The following is a 13,063-nucleotide window of genomic DNA, read 5'->3' as shown; positions in this document are numbered from 1 at the left end:
TGCGTCGGAGAGACCAGAGGGCGAGTATGGCGGCGCCGAAAGGCGCGAGATGGTCGGTTGGTACAGCGGCGCTCCCGAGGCCAACCTGAGAATAGAGCGCCCGGACTGGCAGACGAAAGCCGCGTAAAAGCGGCGCCATGGATTCAGGAGCGCAGCCACGACGTTTTTCGTCCGGCCGCAAACCGCCGAACCGGCAAGCGATATCAGACCGTTGGCTTAACCCACTGCAAACGCAGCGTTTTGTTGCGCGCAGAAGATCGACGCCGGGTGTTACAAGTCGGGGCTCAACGGGGTAGAGAAGCCCTTAGGGTCGGGAAGTTGCGCCACCGAGCTGGCGCCAAGCGTTTCAGTAGGGTGGAGAAGAGGCATCTCTTCAGGCTCATAACCTGAAGACCGGCGGTTCGAGTCCGCCCCCTGCAACCAATCGAGGGGAAGCCAACGCGCCCCGCTTATGAATGTGCTGGATATGCAACCAGCACCGTCGGCCAAGCCGGGAGGGTAGCCCGGCGTCGCCCTCTTCAATCACCATCGGAGAACTGCATGTTCCGCCGCTCGTACATGGGCTTCGGCCTGGTCGCGCTTGCTCTCGTCATGGCAGGCTGCACCACGGATGCCGACGTTGCCTCACGCAACCTGTCGCGGGCGGCGGACATGTTCGAGGTCAATCGCCGCGTCGTGTTCTACAACGGCATCACCGGCGACTATATGCTGAGCATCGAAGGTCTCTGCTCGCTGGGCAACAATGACAAGGCCCGCGAGGTGTCGATCACCTGCAAGACCGGGCCGGGCGAATTCAAGAAGCACTTCCTCGGTCTGTCGGACAACGTGACCTATTTCGTCGAGCAGTTGGAGCCCCAGCCGATCAGCACCTACCGGTACCGCGTGGTCTTCAAGCCGGCGGCGATCCTGCCCGACATCGACGTGCGGCCGTGACCATGGACAGCCACCGTGACGAGCCATGGCGCGCCTGGTACGGGCTAGCCCGATGGAAGAAGGCCCGAGCCGCGCATCTGAAGGCGCACCCGCTCTGTGTGAAGTGCGAGCAACAAGGGATCACCGAGATCGCCACATTGTGCGACTACAGGAATCCCCATCGTGGCGACCCTGCGCTGTTCTGGGACCCGGCTAACTATCAGGGCCTGTGCACCACGCACCACAGCGCAACGAAGCAAAGGGAAGAGGAGCGCGGGCAGGTGATCGGCAACCAGCTGTCCGGCCGACCGCGTGACCCAGACCATCCTTGGAACATCACTAAAGCAGACGGAGTGACCCGTCCCTGACATTCGCAGTTGCGAGCAGTTCAAGTGGCGGGCTTCCCTGCCATCCCTCTATAGCTTCGAGATCCGCTTGAGAGAGGTCGATGGTGTATTCTGGACTCCGCTTATCGACTGATTCAGCGGGGTCGGCCAAATATGCCAAGTGCCCCGAATATCGGCCTGCTGGTAGCGGCACACCATCGACGGTGACAGGGTCTATCGCCTCATACCGAACCTTCATCTAAACCTCTTCGTCACCTGGAACATCAGCCCCGGTGGGTTTGAACCCTTTGGACTCAACAGCCGCCTGATGGGAGTAGGCAATTGGGCCGTCACAATTCCTGCACGAGCGACCTGTGTTACGCGGTAGCGCGACGGGGCTCGGAAATGGTCGCCAGGACCGCCTTTATGGCGCGACACCTCTTAGCGTATTCCTCGTCGAGGGCGGCCTGGATAGCAGGTAGACGTTCGTGGAGAAACGACTGGATCTCCGTTTCGGACATATCCCGTATCGCCTTGATCTCTCGCAACGTCAGGCCGGCCGCCGACCAGGACACAATTTTCTGCACCCATTGTCGGTCGGCTTCGGTGTAGACGCGGTGAGTCCCGGGCCGGATGGGGAAGAGAAGAGCGGCTTCCTCCCAAAACCTCAGGGTGCGAGGCGTCAGGTTGAACTCGGAAGCAAGCTCTCCAATCGAGTACCGTCTCATGTTCGCCCCCAGTGAGCGTAGAAATGGTTCGGGACTCTTACAACATCGGTGAGCACTGCGGGTTGCATGGTTCAGCTGACCGGCACCCTCGGCGTGCGTCATCGACAACAGTTCCGCCACGCGCGGCGGGAGGGTCGAAGCCCAGAAGACCGGGTATTCGTGGACCTCACGCCGGTCTGCCTCACTCTGAAGGCCTTAGACGGCGAATGCCGGCAAAACTTGGTGGTACTCGGGTTAGAGCTGCCCATTAAGCTGGCTCAGGGATCCGGTGCGGCTTCCGAAAAGCTGAAAATCTGCATTGAAATGGCGAGACCATGGAAATCGAGATCAGCCTCAACGGGGCGGCGCTCGACGGATGGATGCGTGCGTTCCGCGACATGCCTGCCAAGGCAAAGCGCGAGTTCGGCAACGGGCTGAGTGACGGTGGTCTGAAGTTGCGCACCCAAGTTCGTCTGGCTCTGCGAGCCCAGATGAGCACGCGCACCGCAGCGCCCATCAACATGCGCACGCCGTCCAAGCTCGACCGGGGCCGGCTGACGTTCACCATCATGGGCGTAGGCAAGGGCCTGCCCATCAACGCTTTCCCCCTGCGCCTCAGCAGGTCCAAGCGAGCCATGGTGCGGTGGAGCCCGCGCCAGCACTGGCGGCTCCAGCCCCGCAACGCCTCAGGCCAATTCGGCGCGATCCAGGACACCCCCGAGGCTGCTGTCTCGGCGACGCTCTGGGGCAGCGTCCACGCCTTCCAGCGATCCTTCGTCGGACCACGCGGACCCCGTGCCGTCCGAGGTGGAGAGAAGGGACGCATCCGCCAGCTTTACGGCCCCGCCGTCTCGAAAGAGCTGGTGCGCGATCAGTCGCTCATCGCCTTCCGCCGAGGCGTGGTGGAGATCATCGAACCATCGATCGCGCGCCGCCTGGCTGCGCTCGTGCCTCAGTAGACCCGCGACCTGGCCAGCTAGAGAAGGCCGCCGTCGGATTTACTTACTGGATTATCATCCGGCCGCCGGCGGCTGGGTGATCAGCGGAAGGGCAATGCGGTAAGCAGGTCCTCCATCCCCAGATGAAGAATTCCGCTCTAGAAGAAGGAACATGGCAGGGGGATGAGCGCCTCTGAATCGGGGATGGGTCGGCCCACCAGTCTGGTGAGCGCGGAAGCTCGCATGATAAAATGACGTAACGGAACCGATTCGGAGCCTCGATGTCGAAGTCTGCGATTGCGAAATGGCATTCCGCTATCACCCGGGCAGCTTCCCGACCGAAGATCCTGCGGATGAAGGATCATCCCCGCATTCAGCTGCTGGAGCGAAAGCTGCTCCTGGGGAGTCATCCCGGCAGGGCCAACCCGCCTGAGCTCGACCGCCTGATTGATGAGGTGTCGATAGAGTTGTTCGGCATCACGAGCGCGGACACCGAGTTCAAGGGCCCGGCCGACTACGATGAACTACCCATGCAGCGGCAATGGGCGGTCGATCACCAATACGACGAGTACGAAACGCCGTTTGACGCCGTTGATCTCGCGCCCGACCAGATAGTTCCAGCCCTCAAGAGGCATGGGCTCGACTTCACATCTGAGCGGGGGCAACCGCTGCTTTGCACGAAGATCCTATCTCGCCAGGCAATTGCAGCTGCCAAGGGGATCATGGGCCGTATGCCAGATCCCGCTGACTTCCAGGTCAAAGGCTTTGAGAACTGGCTGCAGCGGGAGGCCGAGGCCTTCACCTCTCGTCGCCGGCGCGACTGACCGCACCTCCACCCCCGGCCGAAGGTACTTCGGGGAGGCCAGGCGCCCGCAGTGCGGCGGCAGCGTGGCTTTTGAGCGTATCTGCTCACCCGAAATTCGCATTTTACTTGATATCGGCGATCCGCCGCCGCCCGCGGGCCCAGCCCCGCTTTTTGGCGGCGTCGTGCCGAAAGGCGACCCGCACGTCCGATTTTGAAAGTCTGCAAAGATGGTCGCGACCAAAAAGCCGGCGCTCAGCGACATGGTTGTGTCGGCCCGAGCGGCATCAACGCTCATCGGCGTAACGCCTCAGCGCGTCCAGCAGCTTACCGTCGATGGCTGGATCAAACTGAACTCCAAGGGGCAAAACACCCTGCGCGGTGTGGTCGGCGGATACATCGCTTTCCTCAAAGCAGAAGAGCGCCGCACGTCACGGGTTCAGAGCGAGAGCGGCCTGAAGGCGGCCCGACAGCGCGAGGTCGAGCTTCGGATCGCCGAGCGCGAGCGCGAGGTCGTGCCGAGGGACGAAGCAGAGGCCGCGATGGATCTCGTGGTCGGCAAGGTCAATGCGGAGATGAACGGTCTCGCGGCGCGCGTCACCCGTGACATCGAGTTGCGCACCAAGATCGAGATCGAAGTTCATGCAAGCCTCCAGCGCATCTCGGAAGCCCTCGAAGCCGGATCGGAAAATCTTGCTTCGGGCAGCGCTGATGCTGCGGCCGACACCGAGGACGACACCTGACGCCTGGGCGATCGAGCACCGCGTCTATCCGACCAGTTCGGGCAAGCCGGGGCCGCGCGATCCCTTCCTGACGCCCTACATGGTCCCGTTCGGCCGCGCGGTCGCCGCGCGCACGCATCGTCGTGTGGTGCTGGCGTGCAGCGCCCAGATGGGAAAGAGCGAGACCTTTCTCGACGTGATCGGTCAGCGTCTGGACCAGTCGCCGGCGCCGATCCTCTATGTCGGTCCGTCGAAGCAGTTTGTGACCGAGCAGTTCGAGCCCCGCATCATGGGGCTGCTGGACCAGGCGGCGTCGCTCTCCCGGAAGGTGGCGCGCGGCAAGCGCATGAAGCAGACGCGCAAGCTCGTCGCCGGCGTGCCGCTTCGCCTTGCCCATGCTGGCTCGTCGACGGCGCTGAAGTCGGATCCGTTCGCCCTGGCGCTGACCGATGAGGCGGACGACCTGCTCGCGAACGTCAAAGGGCAGGGTGACCCGATCAGCCTCGTCGATCGACGAGGCGACACGTACGCGGACTTTGTCCACGCGATTGTCTCGACGCCGAGCGTGGGAGCGAAGGAAGTGACGCGGGACCCGGAAAGCGGCCTCGAGTTCTGGGCCGTGCAGGAGCCGGAGGATCTCGACAGCAAGGTGTGGGCGCTCTGGCAGGAGGGAACGCGGTACCATTGGGCCTGGCCGTGCCCGCATTGTGGCGAGTTCTTCATTCCTCGCTTCGAATGCCTCGACATTCCGCGCGGCGCCGACCCGACGCGCGCCCGCCGCGAGACGCGGATGATCTGTCCGCGCAATGGCTGCCTGATCGAGGACGACCCGAACGGCGAGGACCTCAAGGCCGAGATGAACGCACGGGGCGTCTATGTCGCGCCGGGCCAGAGGATCACGGCCGATGGCGATGTGACAGGCTCTGCCCCGGATAGCTCGACGCTGTCGTTCTGGGTCTCGGGTCTTTGCTCGCCCTTCGTCACCTTCGGCCAGCGAGCCGAGGCCTATGTCACGGCGCTTCGCTCGGGTAATCAGAGCGAGGTGCAGACGGCCGTCAATGGCGGCTTCGGCGAGGTATGGGCGCCTTCCGGCGGCGACGTCCCGGAATGGGAAGAGATCAAGCATCTCGCCTTGCCTTACCGGCGCGGCGACATCCCGGACGGCGTGTTGTTCCTGACCAAAGGCGTCGACGTCCAGAAGAACCGCCTCGTCTACGTCGTGCGTGGCTGGGGCGTTCGCCAGGAAAGCTGGCTGATCGACGCCGGGGAACTCTGGGGCGACACGGCGCACGATGACGTCTGGGCCGACCTTGCGACGCTCCTCGATGGGGAATATGGCGGGCTGCCCATCTCGCGGACGTTCGTCGACGCCGGCTTCCGTCCTGGCAAAAAGGACGAGGTGCCGGAGCACCGGGTCTACGAATTTTGCCGGAAGCGCCCGCGGCAGGCCTTCGCAACAAAGGGCTTCGATCATCGCGACAAGCCGCTTTCGGTGAACCGCATCGACGTCACGCCGCGCGGCAAGACGACGAAGGTCGGGCTCGACCTGGTGCGCCTCGACAGCGACTTCATGAAATCGTGGGTGCATCAGCGGTTGCGCTGGCCAGCTGATCAGCCCGGCGGCTGGCACGTCTACGAGTTCAAGAGCGACGAAAACCCGGACGGCCTGACCGAGGACTATTGCCGGCAGATCGTTTCGGAAGCGCGCGTGCGCAAGCCGAGCGGCGGGTTCCAGTGGATCCCTAAGGCTCGCAACAACCACTACCTGGACGCGGAGGCGCTGGCTTTTGCAGCGGCATACATGCTCGGCGTCCAGCGTCTCCCGGACGCCGCGCGCCGCCCGGCGGCGCGAGCCCCGGAACCGGCCCGACCTGTCGAAAGCACCGTGCCCGAAACGCCAAAGCCATCGCCACCGCCGAAGCGAAGTGGCTGGCTCGACGGCGGCGGACGCGGCCGGGGCTTCCTCGGATAGCGGCGGTCCGCCGCGCAACCCAAAAACCATGGTGAGAGATGTCGATCGCTGATGAGATCGCGGCGATCCGCGAAGCTATTGCTTCGGGCGCCAAGAAGATCCGCACCAAGACAAACGGGGTAGAGCGCGAGGTCGAGTACCCGTCATTCGACGACCTCAGGAAGCGTCTGGATTACCTCGAAGGCCTCAACGCTGGCACTGGCCGATCCCGTGTCAGCCTGGCTTCGTTCTCGAAAGGCCGCTGACGATGCGCGCAACGTTCATCGACAAGGCCATCAGCTATGTCTCGCCGCGCTTTGCCGCGCGACGGGTGCTGCAGCGGGCGGCCTTCGACAAGCTCGTCGGCTCCGGCCGGCGGGGCTATGAGGGCGCGTCAAAGGGGCGTCGCACGGAAGGCTGGAAAACGGCCGGGACGTCGGCGGATGCCGAGATTGAGATGGCAGGGCCCGTCCTCCGCTCGCGCATGCGGGACCTCGTGCGGAACAACCCGCATGCGGCGAAGGCGATGTCGGTGCTCTCCACCAACATCATCGGGGACGGCATCCTGCCGCGCGCCAAGACCGGCGACGACAAGCTCGACAAGAAGGTCAACGATCTCTGGGACGAATGGTCGAAACGCTGCGACGCGGATGGCCAACTCGACTTCCTGGGACTTCAAACGCTCGCCTGCCGCGAGATGCTGGAAGGCGGCGAGGTGCTGGTGCGGCGCCGGGCCCGAAGGGTCTCGGACGGACTGCCGGTGCCGATGCAGATCCAGATCCTCGAGGCGGACCTGCTCGACAGCAACCGCACGCTCACGGCAGTCGGTGGCATGAACATCGTTCAGGGTGTCGAGTTCGACAAAATCGGGCGGCGGTCGAAGTACTGGCTGTTCGCGTCTCACCCCGGCGACAACCACGCCTATACGGCGGCCGGCGTGACGAGCAAGGCTTACCCGGCCGCCGACATCCTGCATGTCTACGAGAAACAGCGCACCCAGGTGCGCGGCGTGCCGTGGGGATCGCCCGCGCTGATCACCCTTCGCGACCTCGACGAATACGAGGACGCGGAGCTGATGCGGAAGAAGGTCGAGGCCTGCCTCGTCGGCGTCGTCACCGGCGGTGACGAGGCGGACATGAGCCTCGGCATCCCGCTCGGGGAGGATCAGAAGCCCGGCATCTATGACGCTGATGGAACGCTGGTGGAGCGCTTCGAGCCGGGCATGTTTCTGCATGCGCGGGGCGGTCGGGACGTCAAGTTCAACGACCCGGCGGCGAAGAGCGGGCACGAGGCCTACAAGCGCGTCACTCTCCGGTCGGTCGCCGCCGGCTTCCGCGTCCCCTACGAACTGATCTCGGGCGACCTGGCCGAGGTCAACTATTCCAGCATCCGAGCCGGCCTCGTCGAGTTTCGGAGGCTGGTGTCGAGCGTCCAGTGGCAGTTGTTCATTCCGATGCTTTGCCAGCCGGTCTGGGACTGGTTCATCGACACAGCCCAGACAGCCGGCCTGCTGCCGGACGGCAAGTTCCCGGTCGAGTGGAGCCCGCCGCGCTTCGTGTCGGTCGACCCGTTCAAGGATGCGATGGCGGCTCTCATGGAGGTGCGCTCGGGCCAGCGCTCGCTGCTCGACGTGATCGCCGAGACCGGCCGCAACCCGCGCGCCGTGCTGAACGAGATCGCCGAGGCGAACAAACTGCTCGATCAGCTCGGCATCAAGCTCGATAGCGACCCGAGGCACACGGACAAGTCCGGCATCCTGCAAGACCCGGCCGTCATCGCGGCGGCGCTCTCAGACGGCGGCGGGACCGCCAATTCCAAGGCCAAGGCCTGAAAGGCAAACTCTCATGCCCCAGAACACTGTGAACGTCCCGCCGCAGCGGCGGGGCGCGGAATTTCGTGCGGAAAGCTTCGACGAAGCGACCAACACGATCGAGGTCGTCTTCACCGCCGGCGCGACGGTGCGCCGCTACAGCTGGTGGGATGGCGAATACAACGAGGAACTCGTCGTCGACACCGGATCGGTCCGCCTTGAGCGCCTGAATGCCGGCGCGCCCTTCCTCAACACCCACAGCAGCTATGACCTCTCCGACATCATCGGATCGGTCGTGCCCGGCTCCGCACGGATCGAGGGAGGCCAGGGCATTGCCCGCATCCTGCTGTCGCAGGCGCCCGGCGATGCCGACAACGTCCAGAAGATCCGCGACGGCATCATCCGCAACGTCAGCGTCGGCTACCGGCTGCACAAGATCGAGAAGACCGAGGCCGATGACGGCACGCTGGCGCACTGGCGGGTCGTCGATTGGGAGCCGTTCGAGATCTCGGCCGTGCCTGTTCCGGCCGATCCCGGCGCCCAGGTGCGCTCTGCAGATGATCAGCAGCGCGCCGAAGCCCAGCCCTGCATCGTCATCCGTGCCGATGTTTCCCCCGCCGAGCAGTCGGCACTCAAGAAGGAGACCGCGATGCCCCATCGCACCAATGCCGCTGCCGATGAAGCACGCGGAAACGAGAACGACGTCGATGCGCAGGTTCGGAGCGCCGCCGATGAGGCGATCCGTGCCGAGCGCACCCGCGTCGACACGATTCGGACGTTGGCCGCCAAGGTAGGGCTTCCTGCCTTGGCCGACGCCCATGTTCGCACCGACACCACCGTCGAGGCGTTTCGGGTGCTGCTGATCGACGAGATGGCAGCCCAGCAGGAGCGCGCCGGCAATCCGACCTCTCACGCCCGCGTCGAAGTGCAGGCGGACGAGAACGAGAAGCGAGGGGCGGCGATCGAGAGCGCGCTGCTTCATCGCTCGGCCCCGGACACTTTCCAGCTTTCCTCCGCCGGTCGCGACTTCCGCGGCTACAGCTTGCTGGAGCTCGGCCGCGAGAGCCTGGAGCGTGCTGGTGTCCGGACGCGAGGCTTCTCCAAACTGGAGATAGCGCAGCGCGCGCTGGAGCTCCGTAGCGGCGGCATGATGTCGACCAGCGATTTCCCCGGCATCCTCGCCAACGTCGCCAACAAGACGCTGCGCGCGGCCTACGAAGCGGCGCCGCAGACGTTCCGACCGCTGGTTCGCGAGACCTCGGTCTCCGACTTCAAGCAGGTTAGCCGCGCGCAGCTCGGCGACGCCCCGAGCTTCGAGAAGGTCAACGAGCACGGCGAGTTCAAGCGCGGCGCGATTGGCGAGGGCGTCGAGAAGTACGCCGTCGAGACCTATGGCCGTATCGTCGGCATTACCCGACAGGTGATCGTCAATGACGACCTGGATGCGTTCACGCGCCTGCCGCGCCAGTTCGGCGTCCAGGCAGCCAATCTCGAAAGCGATCTGGTCTGGGCGCAGATCCTGGGCGCCTATCTGATGAATGACGGCAAGGCGCTGTTCCATGCCGATCACAGCAACCTCGCCGGCACCAATGCGGCCATCACCGTCGACAGTATCGGCGCCGGCCGTCTCGGCATGTCGAAGCAGACCGGCATCGACGGGACGACTCTGCTCAACATCGATCCGCAGTACCTGATCGTGCCGAAGTCGCTGCAGACCAAGGCGGAGCAGTTCGTCGGCCAGATCTTCCCGACCAAGGCTGCCGACCAGGTTCCGGAGAGCTTGCGCAGCCTGACCATCATCGCCGAGCCGCGGCTTGATATCGGCATCCCGAAGCTCGGCATCAACGGCTCCGCCACGGCTTGGTACCTGGCCGCAAACGTCAACCAGATCGACCTCGTCGAGCTCGCCTATCTCGAAGGCCAGCGCGGCGTCTTCACCGAGACCCGCTCGGGCTTCGACGTCGACGGCGTCGAGGTCAAGGTTCGCCTGGATGTCGGCGCCAAGGCGATCGACTGGCGCGGCTTCTTCAAGAACGCCGGCGCCTAAGCGCTGGCCTGCGGCGAGGCTCCGGCCTCGCCATTCCCTCCCTTCCCATCTGGAGCATCTTCGATGAAGAACTTCGTTCAGCCGGGTGACATGCTCACCCTCACGGCCCCCTACGATGTCCCCTCCGGCGGCGGCATCCTCGTCGGCTCGATCTTCGGTATCGCCGCCTTCTCCGCGCTGAGCGGGGCGGTGGTCGAGGCCAAAACCACCGGCGTGTTCGACCTGGTGGCCGCCACCCATGCCACCACGCAGGCTTTCGCGGTCGGCGACGCGGTCTATTGGGACAACAGCGCCAAGAAGGCGACCAAGGTCGACACCAGCAACACCAAGATCGGTGTTGCGATCCTGGCCAAGGCCTCCCCGGACGCCGTCGTCCGCGTCCGCCTCAACGGCAGCTTCTGATGTCCTGGGCTCGACTTGACGCGCTCGCCGGCCGGGCAAGCGATCGCCTGTTCGGGGAGCGCGTCAGGATCGAGCCGCAGGCCGCCGGCCGCGTCGTGATCGGCGGACCGGACCCGGATCGCCCCGCCTTCGAGATCCGGGCGACGCTCGATGTGACCGAGCATGCCGAGCACGCTCGAGGCGAGGGATCTCGCAACGGCTCGCGGCAGGAGGTCAACGTCCAGGAGACCGCCCTGCTGATCGAGGCGGGATCGATCCTCGCGCCGAACGCGCTTCCGAAGACCGGCGACCGCGTTGTAGCGCTCGATCGCCTCGGTGCGCCGGTGTTCAAAATCGCAACGCCGGCCGAACAGAACGGCGGGCGCTTCCTGTTCATGATGGTTCCGCTTCCGGTGGTGTGATGGGAATTACCTCGATCGCCCTGCAATATCTGACCGTCGCCGCCCTGCGCGGCGCCACGCTCGCCGGCGACGCCGTGCAGCCCGGCGCCATTGATGCGCTGGACGTCGACGTCGCGCGATTGGCCAAGCCGCTGATCGCCGTGTTCATCGGCGAGGACGACCGCAAGGTTCAGGGCAAGGAACTGATCGGTGGCGAGCACCGCGTCGAGCTGCTGATCCAGGCCTTCCTGCCTGCCGAGATCGACGTGGCTGTCAACGGCCAGGCGCTCCGCATCAACACCCGCGAGGGCGCTGCGGATCTGGTCATGGGCATGCTGCGGCGCCAGATCGATCGCGCCCTGAGCGCGAGCGACAGCGATGCCGCGAACCTCTGGCGCATCCTGGTCGCAGAGGTGGAGACGACCTCGGCCATCCCGTTCCTCTTCCAGATCGCCGAGCAGGTCCGGATCGCCGCCAACGAAAGCTCCTATCTCTGCCGGCTGACCGTGAACGAGCCTGCGTTCGGGGAGCCGCTGACGAGCAATTTCTGGCAGGCGGTGATCGCCGTGTTCGCGGCGGACCCGGACTATGAGCCGGTGGCCACATGGGTTGCCGCCGAGATCTCCGCTCCCGATGGCATGGCTACCTGGCGCGTGCAGCAGGCGGACCTGGGCTTGACGCAAGAGGGGCGGGAGGGCATCGGGCTTGGTCCGCTGGAGCTGCCGACCTCGCCCGCGGCTGAAGCCCCAGCGATCGACGGCGCAACCGTCGATACCGGCGACGAAGCGTGGAGCCTTCCATGACCTCGATCGCGGACGTCATTGAGGCGCTGTTCCTTCGGCTCGCCGCAGTCGAGCGGCGTCAGGACGGCCAGATCACCCAGGGCACGGTCGAGGAGATTGACGCCAAGGCCGGCACGGTCCGGATCAAGATCGGCGAGGACGAGGACGGCAAGCCGTTCCTGACCGCCCCGATCCCCTACGCGCAGTTCATGGGCGCCCTCAAGGTTCATACGCCGCCCTCGAAGGGGCAGCAGATGACGGTGTTGAACGTCGCCGGCGACTTCAGCCAGGGCCTGGCCGTGCCAATGACGCAGTCGGACCAGAACAAGAGCCCGAGCGAGAAGGGCGACGAAAACGTCGCCACCTATGCCGGTTTCCGGTTCACGCTCGACGGCGACAAAATCCAGATCACCGAGGGCGGTCTGTCGGTGACGATCGGTGCCGGCAAGGTGGCGATCAAGGCCGATGTCTCGATCGACGGCGACGTCACGATCAAAGGCAACTTCGACACCGAGGGCTCGTCCTTCACGAACAACGGCAAGGACGTCGGCGCGGAGCACAAGCACTCCGGCGTCACGCAGGGCGGCTCGAACACCGGACCGCCTGCCTAACCGCATCCCTTCACCAACGAGATCGCCCGTCATGGCGAGAGAAAGGACGTGCCATGCGCTTTGTCGGCAGCACTTCGGACGACCGTGTCGTCAACAACACCCTGCGTCACAGCTATCGCGTGCTGTCGGACGAGGAGAAGGCGGCTATGGCCGCGATCAAGGATAAGGGCGCCGAGTTCCTCGCGCTAATCGAGAGCCTGCGAACGGCCCCCGAGCCGCTGCTGGAAGATGACGGGGGCCCGATACTCGACGCTGAATTGCGGCCCATGGCCATTGGCACCTTCGACCGCGAGTTGAACATCGCTGCCGAGCGCATCGAGGAAGCCGTCATGTGGGCGGTCAAGCACGTCACCGCCTGAAGCTTCCCTGGAGCAAAAGCCCGCCTGCTGAGGCCGGCGCGCCCGCATCTCATCTGTTCATAGGAGGGCCTCATGGCCGAGAAGAAGCCGTACCGCGTCACGGACGCGGCCGGGCCGTATGTCGCTGGCCGAAAGGTCAAGCCGGGCAGCATCCTCGATCTGTCCGCTGCGCAGGCCGAATATGAGCTGCAGCGCGGCGTGATCGCGCCGCACGGCACCGTGGCGCCGCTGCGCACGCCCGAAGACGGCGGCTCCGTGGATCTCGTCAACCGGGGCAAGCCGGGCGCCGGCGTACGCAACCGGCGCTGACGCCC

Annotated in this window: 16 protein-coding genes and 1 tRNA gene; 16 read left to right on the top strand and 1 reads right to left on the bottom strand. The window is 65.0% G+C overall.

All coding sequences use genetic code 11. The features are described 5' to 3' along the window. Positions 1–348 precede the first annotated feature (348 nt). The 3 genes from ACHMWQ_RS18950 to ACHMWQ_RS18940 all read left to right on the top strand — a co-directional run bounded on the left by ACHMWQ_RS18950 (position 349) and on the right by ACHMWQ_RS18940 (position 1,280). Positions 349–423 (top strand) — tRNA-Met (locus ACHMWQ_RS18950). A 117-nt stretch (positions 424–540) separates the two neighbouring features. Further along, on the top strand, positions 541–933 hold the full coding sequence (locus ACHMWQ_RS18945) for a hypothetical protein (RefSeq protein ID WP_396308657.1): 393 nt from the start codon (positions 541–543) through the stop codon (positions 931–933). Then, positions 930–1,280: an HNH endonuclease gene (locus ACHMWQ_RS18940; RefSeq protein WP_396308656.1), complete on the top strand. Its 351-nt coding sequence runs from the start codon at positions 930–932 to the stop codon at positions 1,278–1,280. Before ACHMWQ_RS18945 ends, ACHMWQ_RS18940 begins: the two co-directional genes overlap by 4 nt. Positions 1,281–1,615: 335 nt before the next feature. Here ACHMWQ_RS18940 and ACHMWQ_RS18935 read toward each other — a convergent pair whose 3' ends face one another. After that, positions 1,616–1,966, bottom strand: coding sequence for a MerR family transcriptional regulator (locus ACHMWQ_RS18935; RefSeq protein WP_396308655.1), 351 nt, complete (start codon positions 1,964–1,966; stop codon positions 1,616–1,618). 314 nt (positions 1,967–2,280) lie between these two features. Between ACHMWQ_RS18935 and ACHMWQ_RS18930 the strand changes: the two genes are divergently transcribed. The 13 genes from ACHMWQ_RS18930 (at position 2,281) to ACHMWQ_RS18870 (ending at position 13,058) form a co-directional block, all read left to right on the top strand. Beyond that, positions 2,281–2,904 carry a hypothetical protein gene (locus ACHMWQ_RS18930; protein WP_396308654.1) on the top strand — a complete coding sequence of 208 codons (624 nt, stop codon included), beginning with the start codon at positions 2,281–2,283 and terminating at the stop codon, positions 2,902–2,904. Between the two features lie 260 nt (positions 2,905–3,164). Next, complete coding sequence (locus ACHMWQ_RS18925; RefSeq protein ID WP_396308653.1) at positions 3,165–3,707, top strand: hypothetical protein; 543 nt, start codon at positions 3,165–3,167, stop codon at positions 3,705–3,707. A 208-nt stretch (positions 3,708–3,915) separates the two neighbouring features. After that, positions 3,916–4,428 (top strand): hypothetical protein, encoded by a 513-nt coding sequence (locus tag ACHMWQ_RS18920; RefSeq protein ID WP_396308652.1) that lies wholly within the window; start codon positions 3,916–3,918, stop codon positions 4,426–4,428. After that, the gene (locus tag ACHMWQ_RS18915; RefSeq protein ID WP_396308651.1) at positions 4,397–6,379 is read left to right on the top strand and encodes a terminase gpA endonuclease subunit; all 1,983 of its coding nucleotides are present in this window, start codon (positions 4,397–4,399) and stop codon (positions 6,377–6,379) included. The genes ACHMWQ_RS18920 and ACHMWQ_RS18915 overlap by 32 nt, the downstream gene beginning before the upstream one ends. Positions 6,380–6,417: 38 nt before the next feature. Then, on the top strand, positions 6,418–6,624 hold the full coding sequence (locus ACHMWQ_RS18910) for a phage head-tail joining protein (protein ID WP_396308650.1): 207 nt from the start codon (positions 6,418–6,420) through the stop codon (positions 6,622–6,624). A gap of 2 nt (positions 6,625–6,626) precedes the next feature. Next, positions 6,627–8,189, top strand: a complete 1,563-nt coding sequence (locus ACHMWQ_RS18905) for a phage portal protein (protein ID WP_396308649.1) — start codon at positions 6,627–6,629, stop codon at positions 8,187–8,189. A gap of 13 nt (positions 8,190–8,202) precedes the next feature. Continuing rightward, positions 8,203–10,215 (top strand): prohead protease/major capsid protein fusion protein, encoded by a 2,013-nt coding sequence (locus ACHMWQ_RS18900; protein ID WP_396308648.1) that lies wholly within the window; start codon positions 8,203–8,205, stop codon positions 10,213–10,215. Between the two features lie 63 nt (positions 10,216–10,278). Next, positions 10,279–10,617: a DUF2190 family protein gene (locus ACHMWQ_RS18895; RefSeq protein ID WP_396308647.1), complete on the top strand. Its 339-nt coding sequence runs from the start codon at positions 10,279–10,281 to the stop codon at positions 10,615–10,617. After that, positions 10,617–11,018 carry a hypothetical protein gene (locus tag ACHMWQ_RS18890; protein ID WP_396308646.1) on the top strand — a complete coding sequence of 134 codons (402 nt, stop codon included), beginning with the start codon at positions 10,617–10,619 and terminating at the stop codon, positions 11,016–11,018. The genes ACHMWQ_RS18895 and ACHMWQ_RS18890 overlap by 1 nt, the downstream gene beginning before the upstream one ends. Further along, positions 11,018–11,800, top strand: coding sequence for a hypothetical protein (locus tag ACHMWQ_RS18885; protein WP_396308645.1), 783 nt, complete (start codon positions 11,018–11,020; stop codon positions 11,798–11,800). Before ACHMWQ_RS18890 ends, ACHMWQ_RS18885 begins: the two co-directional genes overlap by 1 nt. Continuing rightward, positions 11,797–12,390: a phage baseplate assembly protein V gene (locus ACHMWQ_RS18880; protein ID WP_396308644.1), complete on the top strand. Its 594-nt coding sequence runs from the start codon at positions 11,797–11,799 to the stop codon at positions 12,388–12,390. The genes ACHMWQ_RS18885 and ACHMWQ_RS18880 overlap by 4 nt, the downstream gene beginning before the upstream one ends. 53 nt (positions 12,391–12,443) lie before the next feature. Further along, positions 12,444–12,749 (top strand): hypothetical protein, encoded by a 306-nt coding sequence (locus ACHMWQ_RS18875; RefSeq protein ID WP_396308643.1) that lies wholly within the window; start codon positions 12,444–12,446, stop codon positions 12,747–12,749. Positions 12,750–12,821: 72 nt separating this feature from the next. Further along, the gene (locus tag ACHMWQ_RS18870; protein ID WP_396308642.1) at positions 12,822–13,058 is read left to right on the top strand and encodes a hypothetical protein; all 237 of its coding nucleotides are present in this window, start codon (positions 12,822–12,824) and stop codon (positions 13,056–13,058) included. Positions 13,059–13,063 lie beyond the last annotated feature (5 nt).

Source organism: Kaistia sp. UC242_56 (genome assembly GCF_044452255.1).
Lineage (GTDB): Bacteria > Pseudomonadota > Alphaproteobacteria > Rhizobiales > Kaistiaceae > Kaistia > Kaistia defluvii_A.
The sequence above is the reverse complement of the archived record's forward strand: the minus strand, read 5'-3'. Positions and strand labels throughout refer to the sequence as shown.

Bases quoted from the DNA above. Each gene is read 5' to 3' on its own strand.
- ACHMWQ_RS18925 (WP_396308653.1), top strand. From the start codon at position 3,165: ATGTCGAAGTCTGCGATTGCGAAATGGCATTCCGCTATCACCCGGGCA.
- ACHMWQ_RS18875 (WP_396308643.1), top strand. From the start codon at position 12,444: ATGCGCTTTGTCGGCAGCACTTCGGACGACCGTGTCGTCAACAACACC.
- ACHMWQ_RS18920 (WP_396308652.1), top strand. From the start codon at position 3,916: ATGGTCGCGACCAAAAAGCCGGCGCTCAGCGACATGGTTGTGTCGGCC.
- ACHMWQ_RS18945 (WP_396308657.1), top strand. From the start codon at position 541: ATGTTCCGCCGCTCGTACATGGGCTTCGGCCTGGTCGCGCTTGCTCTC.
- ACHMWQ_RS18935 (WP_396308655.1), bottom strand. From the start codon at position 1,966: ATGAGACGGTACTCGATTGGAGAGCTTGCTTCCGAGTTCAACCTGACG.
- ACHMWQ_RS18910 (WP_396308650.1), top strand. From the start codon at position 6,418: ATGTCGATCGCTGATGAGATCGCGGCGATCCGCGAAGCTATTGCTTCG.
- ACHMWQ_RS18870 (WP_396308642.1), top strand. From the start codon at position 12,822: ATGGCCGAGAAGAAGCCGTACCGCGTCACGGACGCGGCCGGGCCGTAT.
- ACHMWQ_RS18900 (WP_396308648.1), top strand. From the start codon at position 8,203: ATGCCCCAGAACACTGTGAACGTCCCGCCGCAGCGGCGGGGCGCGGAA.
- ACHMWQ_RS18880 (WP_396308644.1), top strand. From the start codon at position 11,797: ATGACCTCGATCGCGGACGTCATTGAGGCGCTGTTCCTTCGGCTCGCC.
- ACHMWQ_RS18890 (WP_396308646.1), top strand. From the start codon at position 10,617: ATGTCCTGGGCTCGACTTGACGCGCTCGCCGGCCGGGCAAGCGATCGC.
- ACHMWQ_RS18905 (WP_396308649.1), top strand. From the start codon at position 6,627: ATGCGCGCAACGTTCATCGACAAGGCCATCAGCTATGTCTCGCCGCGC.
- ACHMWQ_RS18915 (WP_396308651.1), top strand. From the start codon at position 4,397: ATGCTGCGGCCGACACCGAGGACGACACCTGACGCCTGGGCGATCGAG.
- ACHMWQ_RS18930 (WP_396308654.1), top strand. From the start codon at position 2,281: ATGGAAATCGAGATCAGCCTCAACGGGGCGGCGCTCGACGGATGGATG.
- ACHMWQ_RS18895 (WP_396308647.1), top strand. From the start codon at position 10,279: ATGAAGAACTTCGTTCAGCCGGGTGACATGCTCACCCTCACGGCCCCC.
- ACHMWQ_RS18885 (WP_396308645.1), top strand. From the start codon at position 11,018: ATGGGAATTACCTCGATCGCCCTGCAATATCTGACCGTCGCCGCCCTG.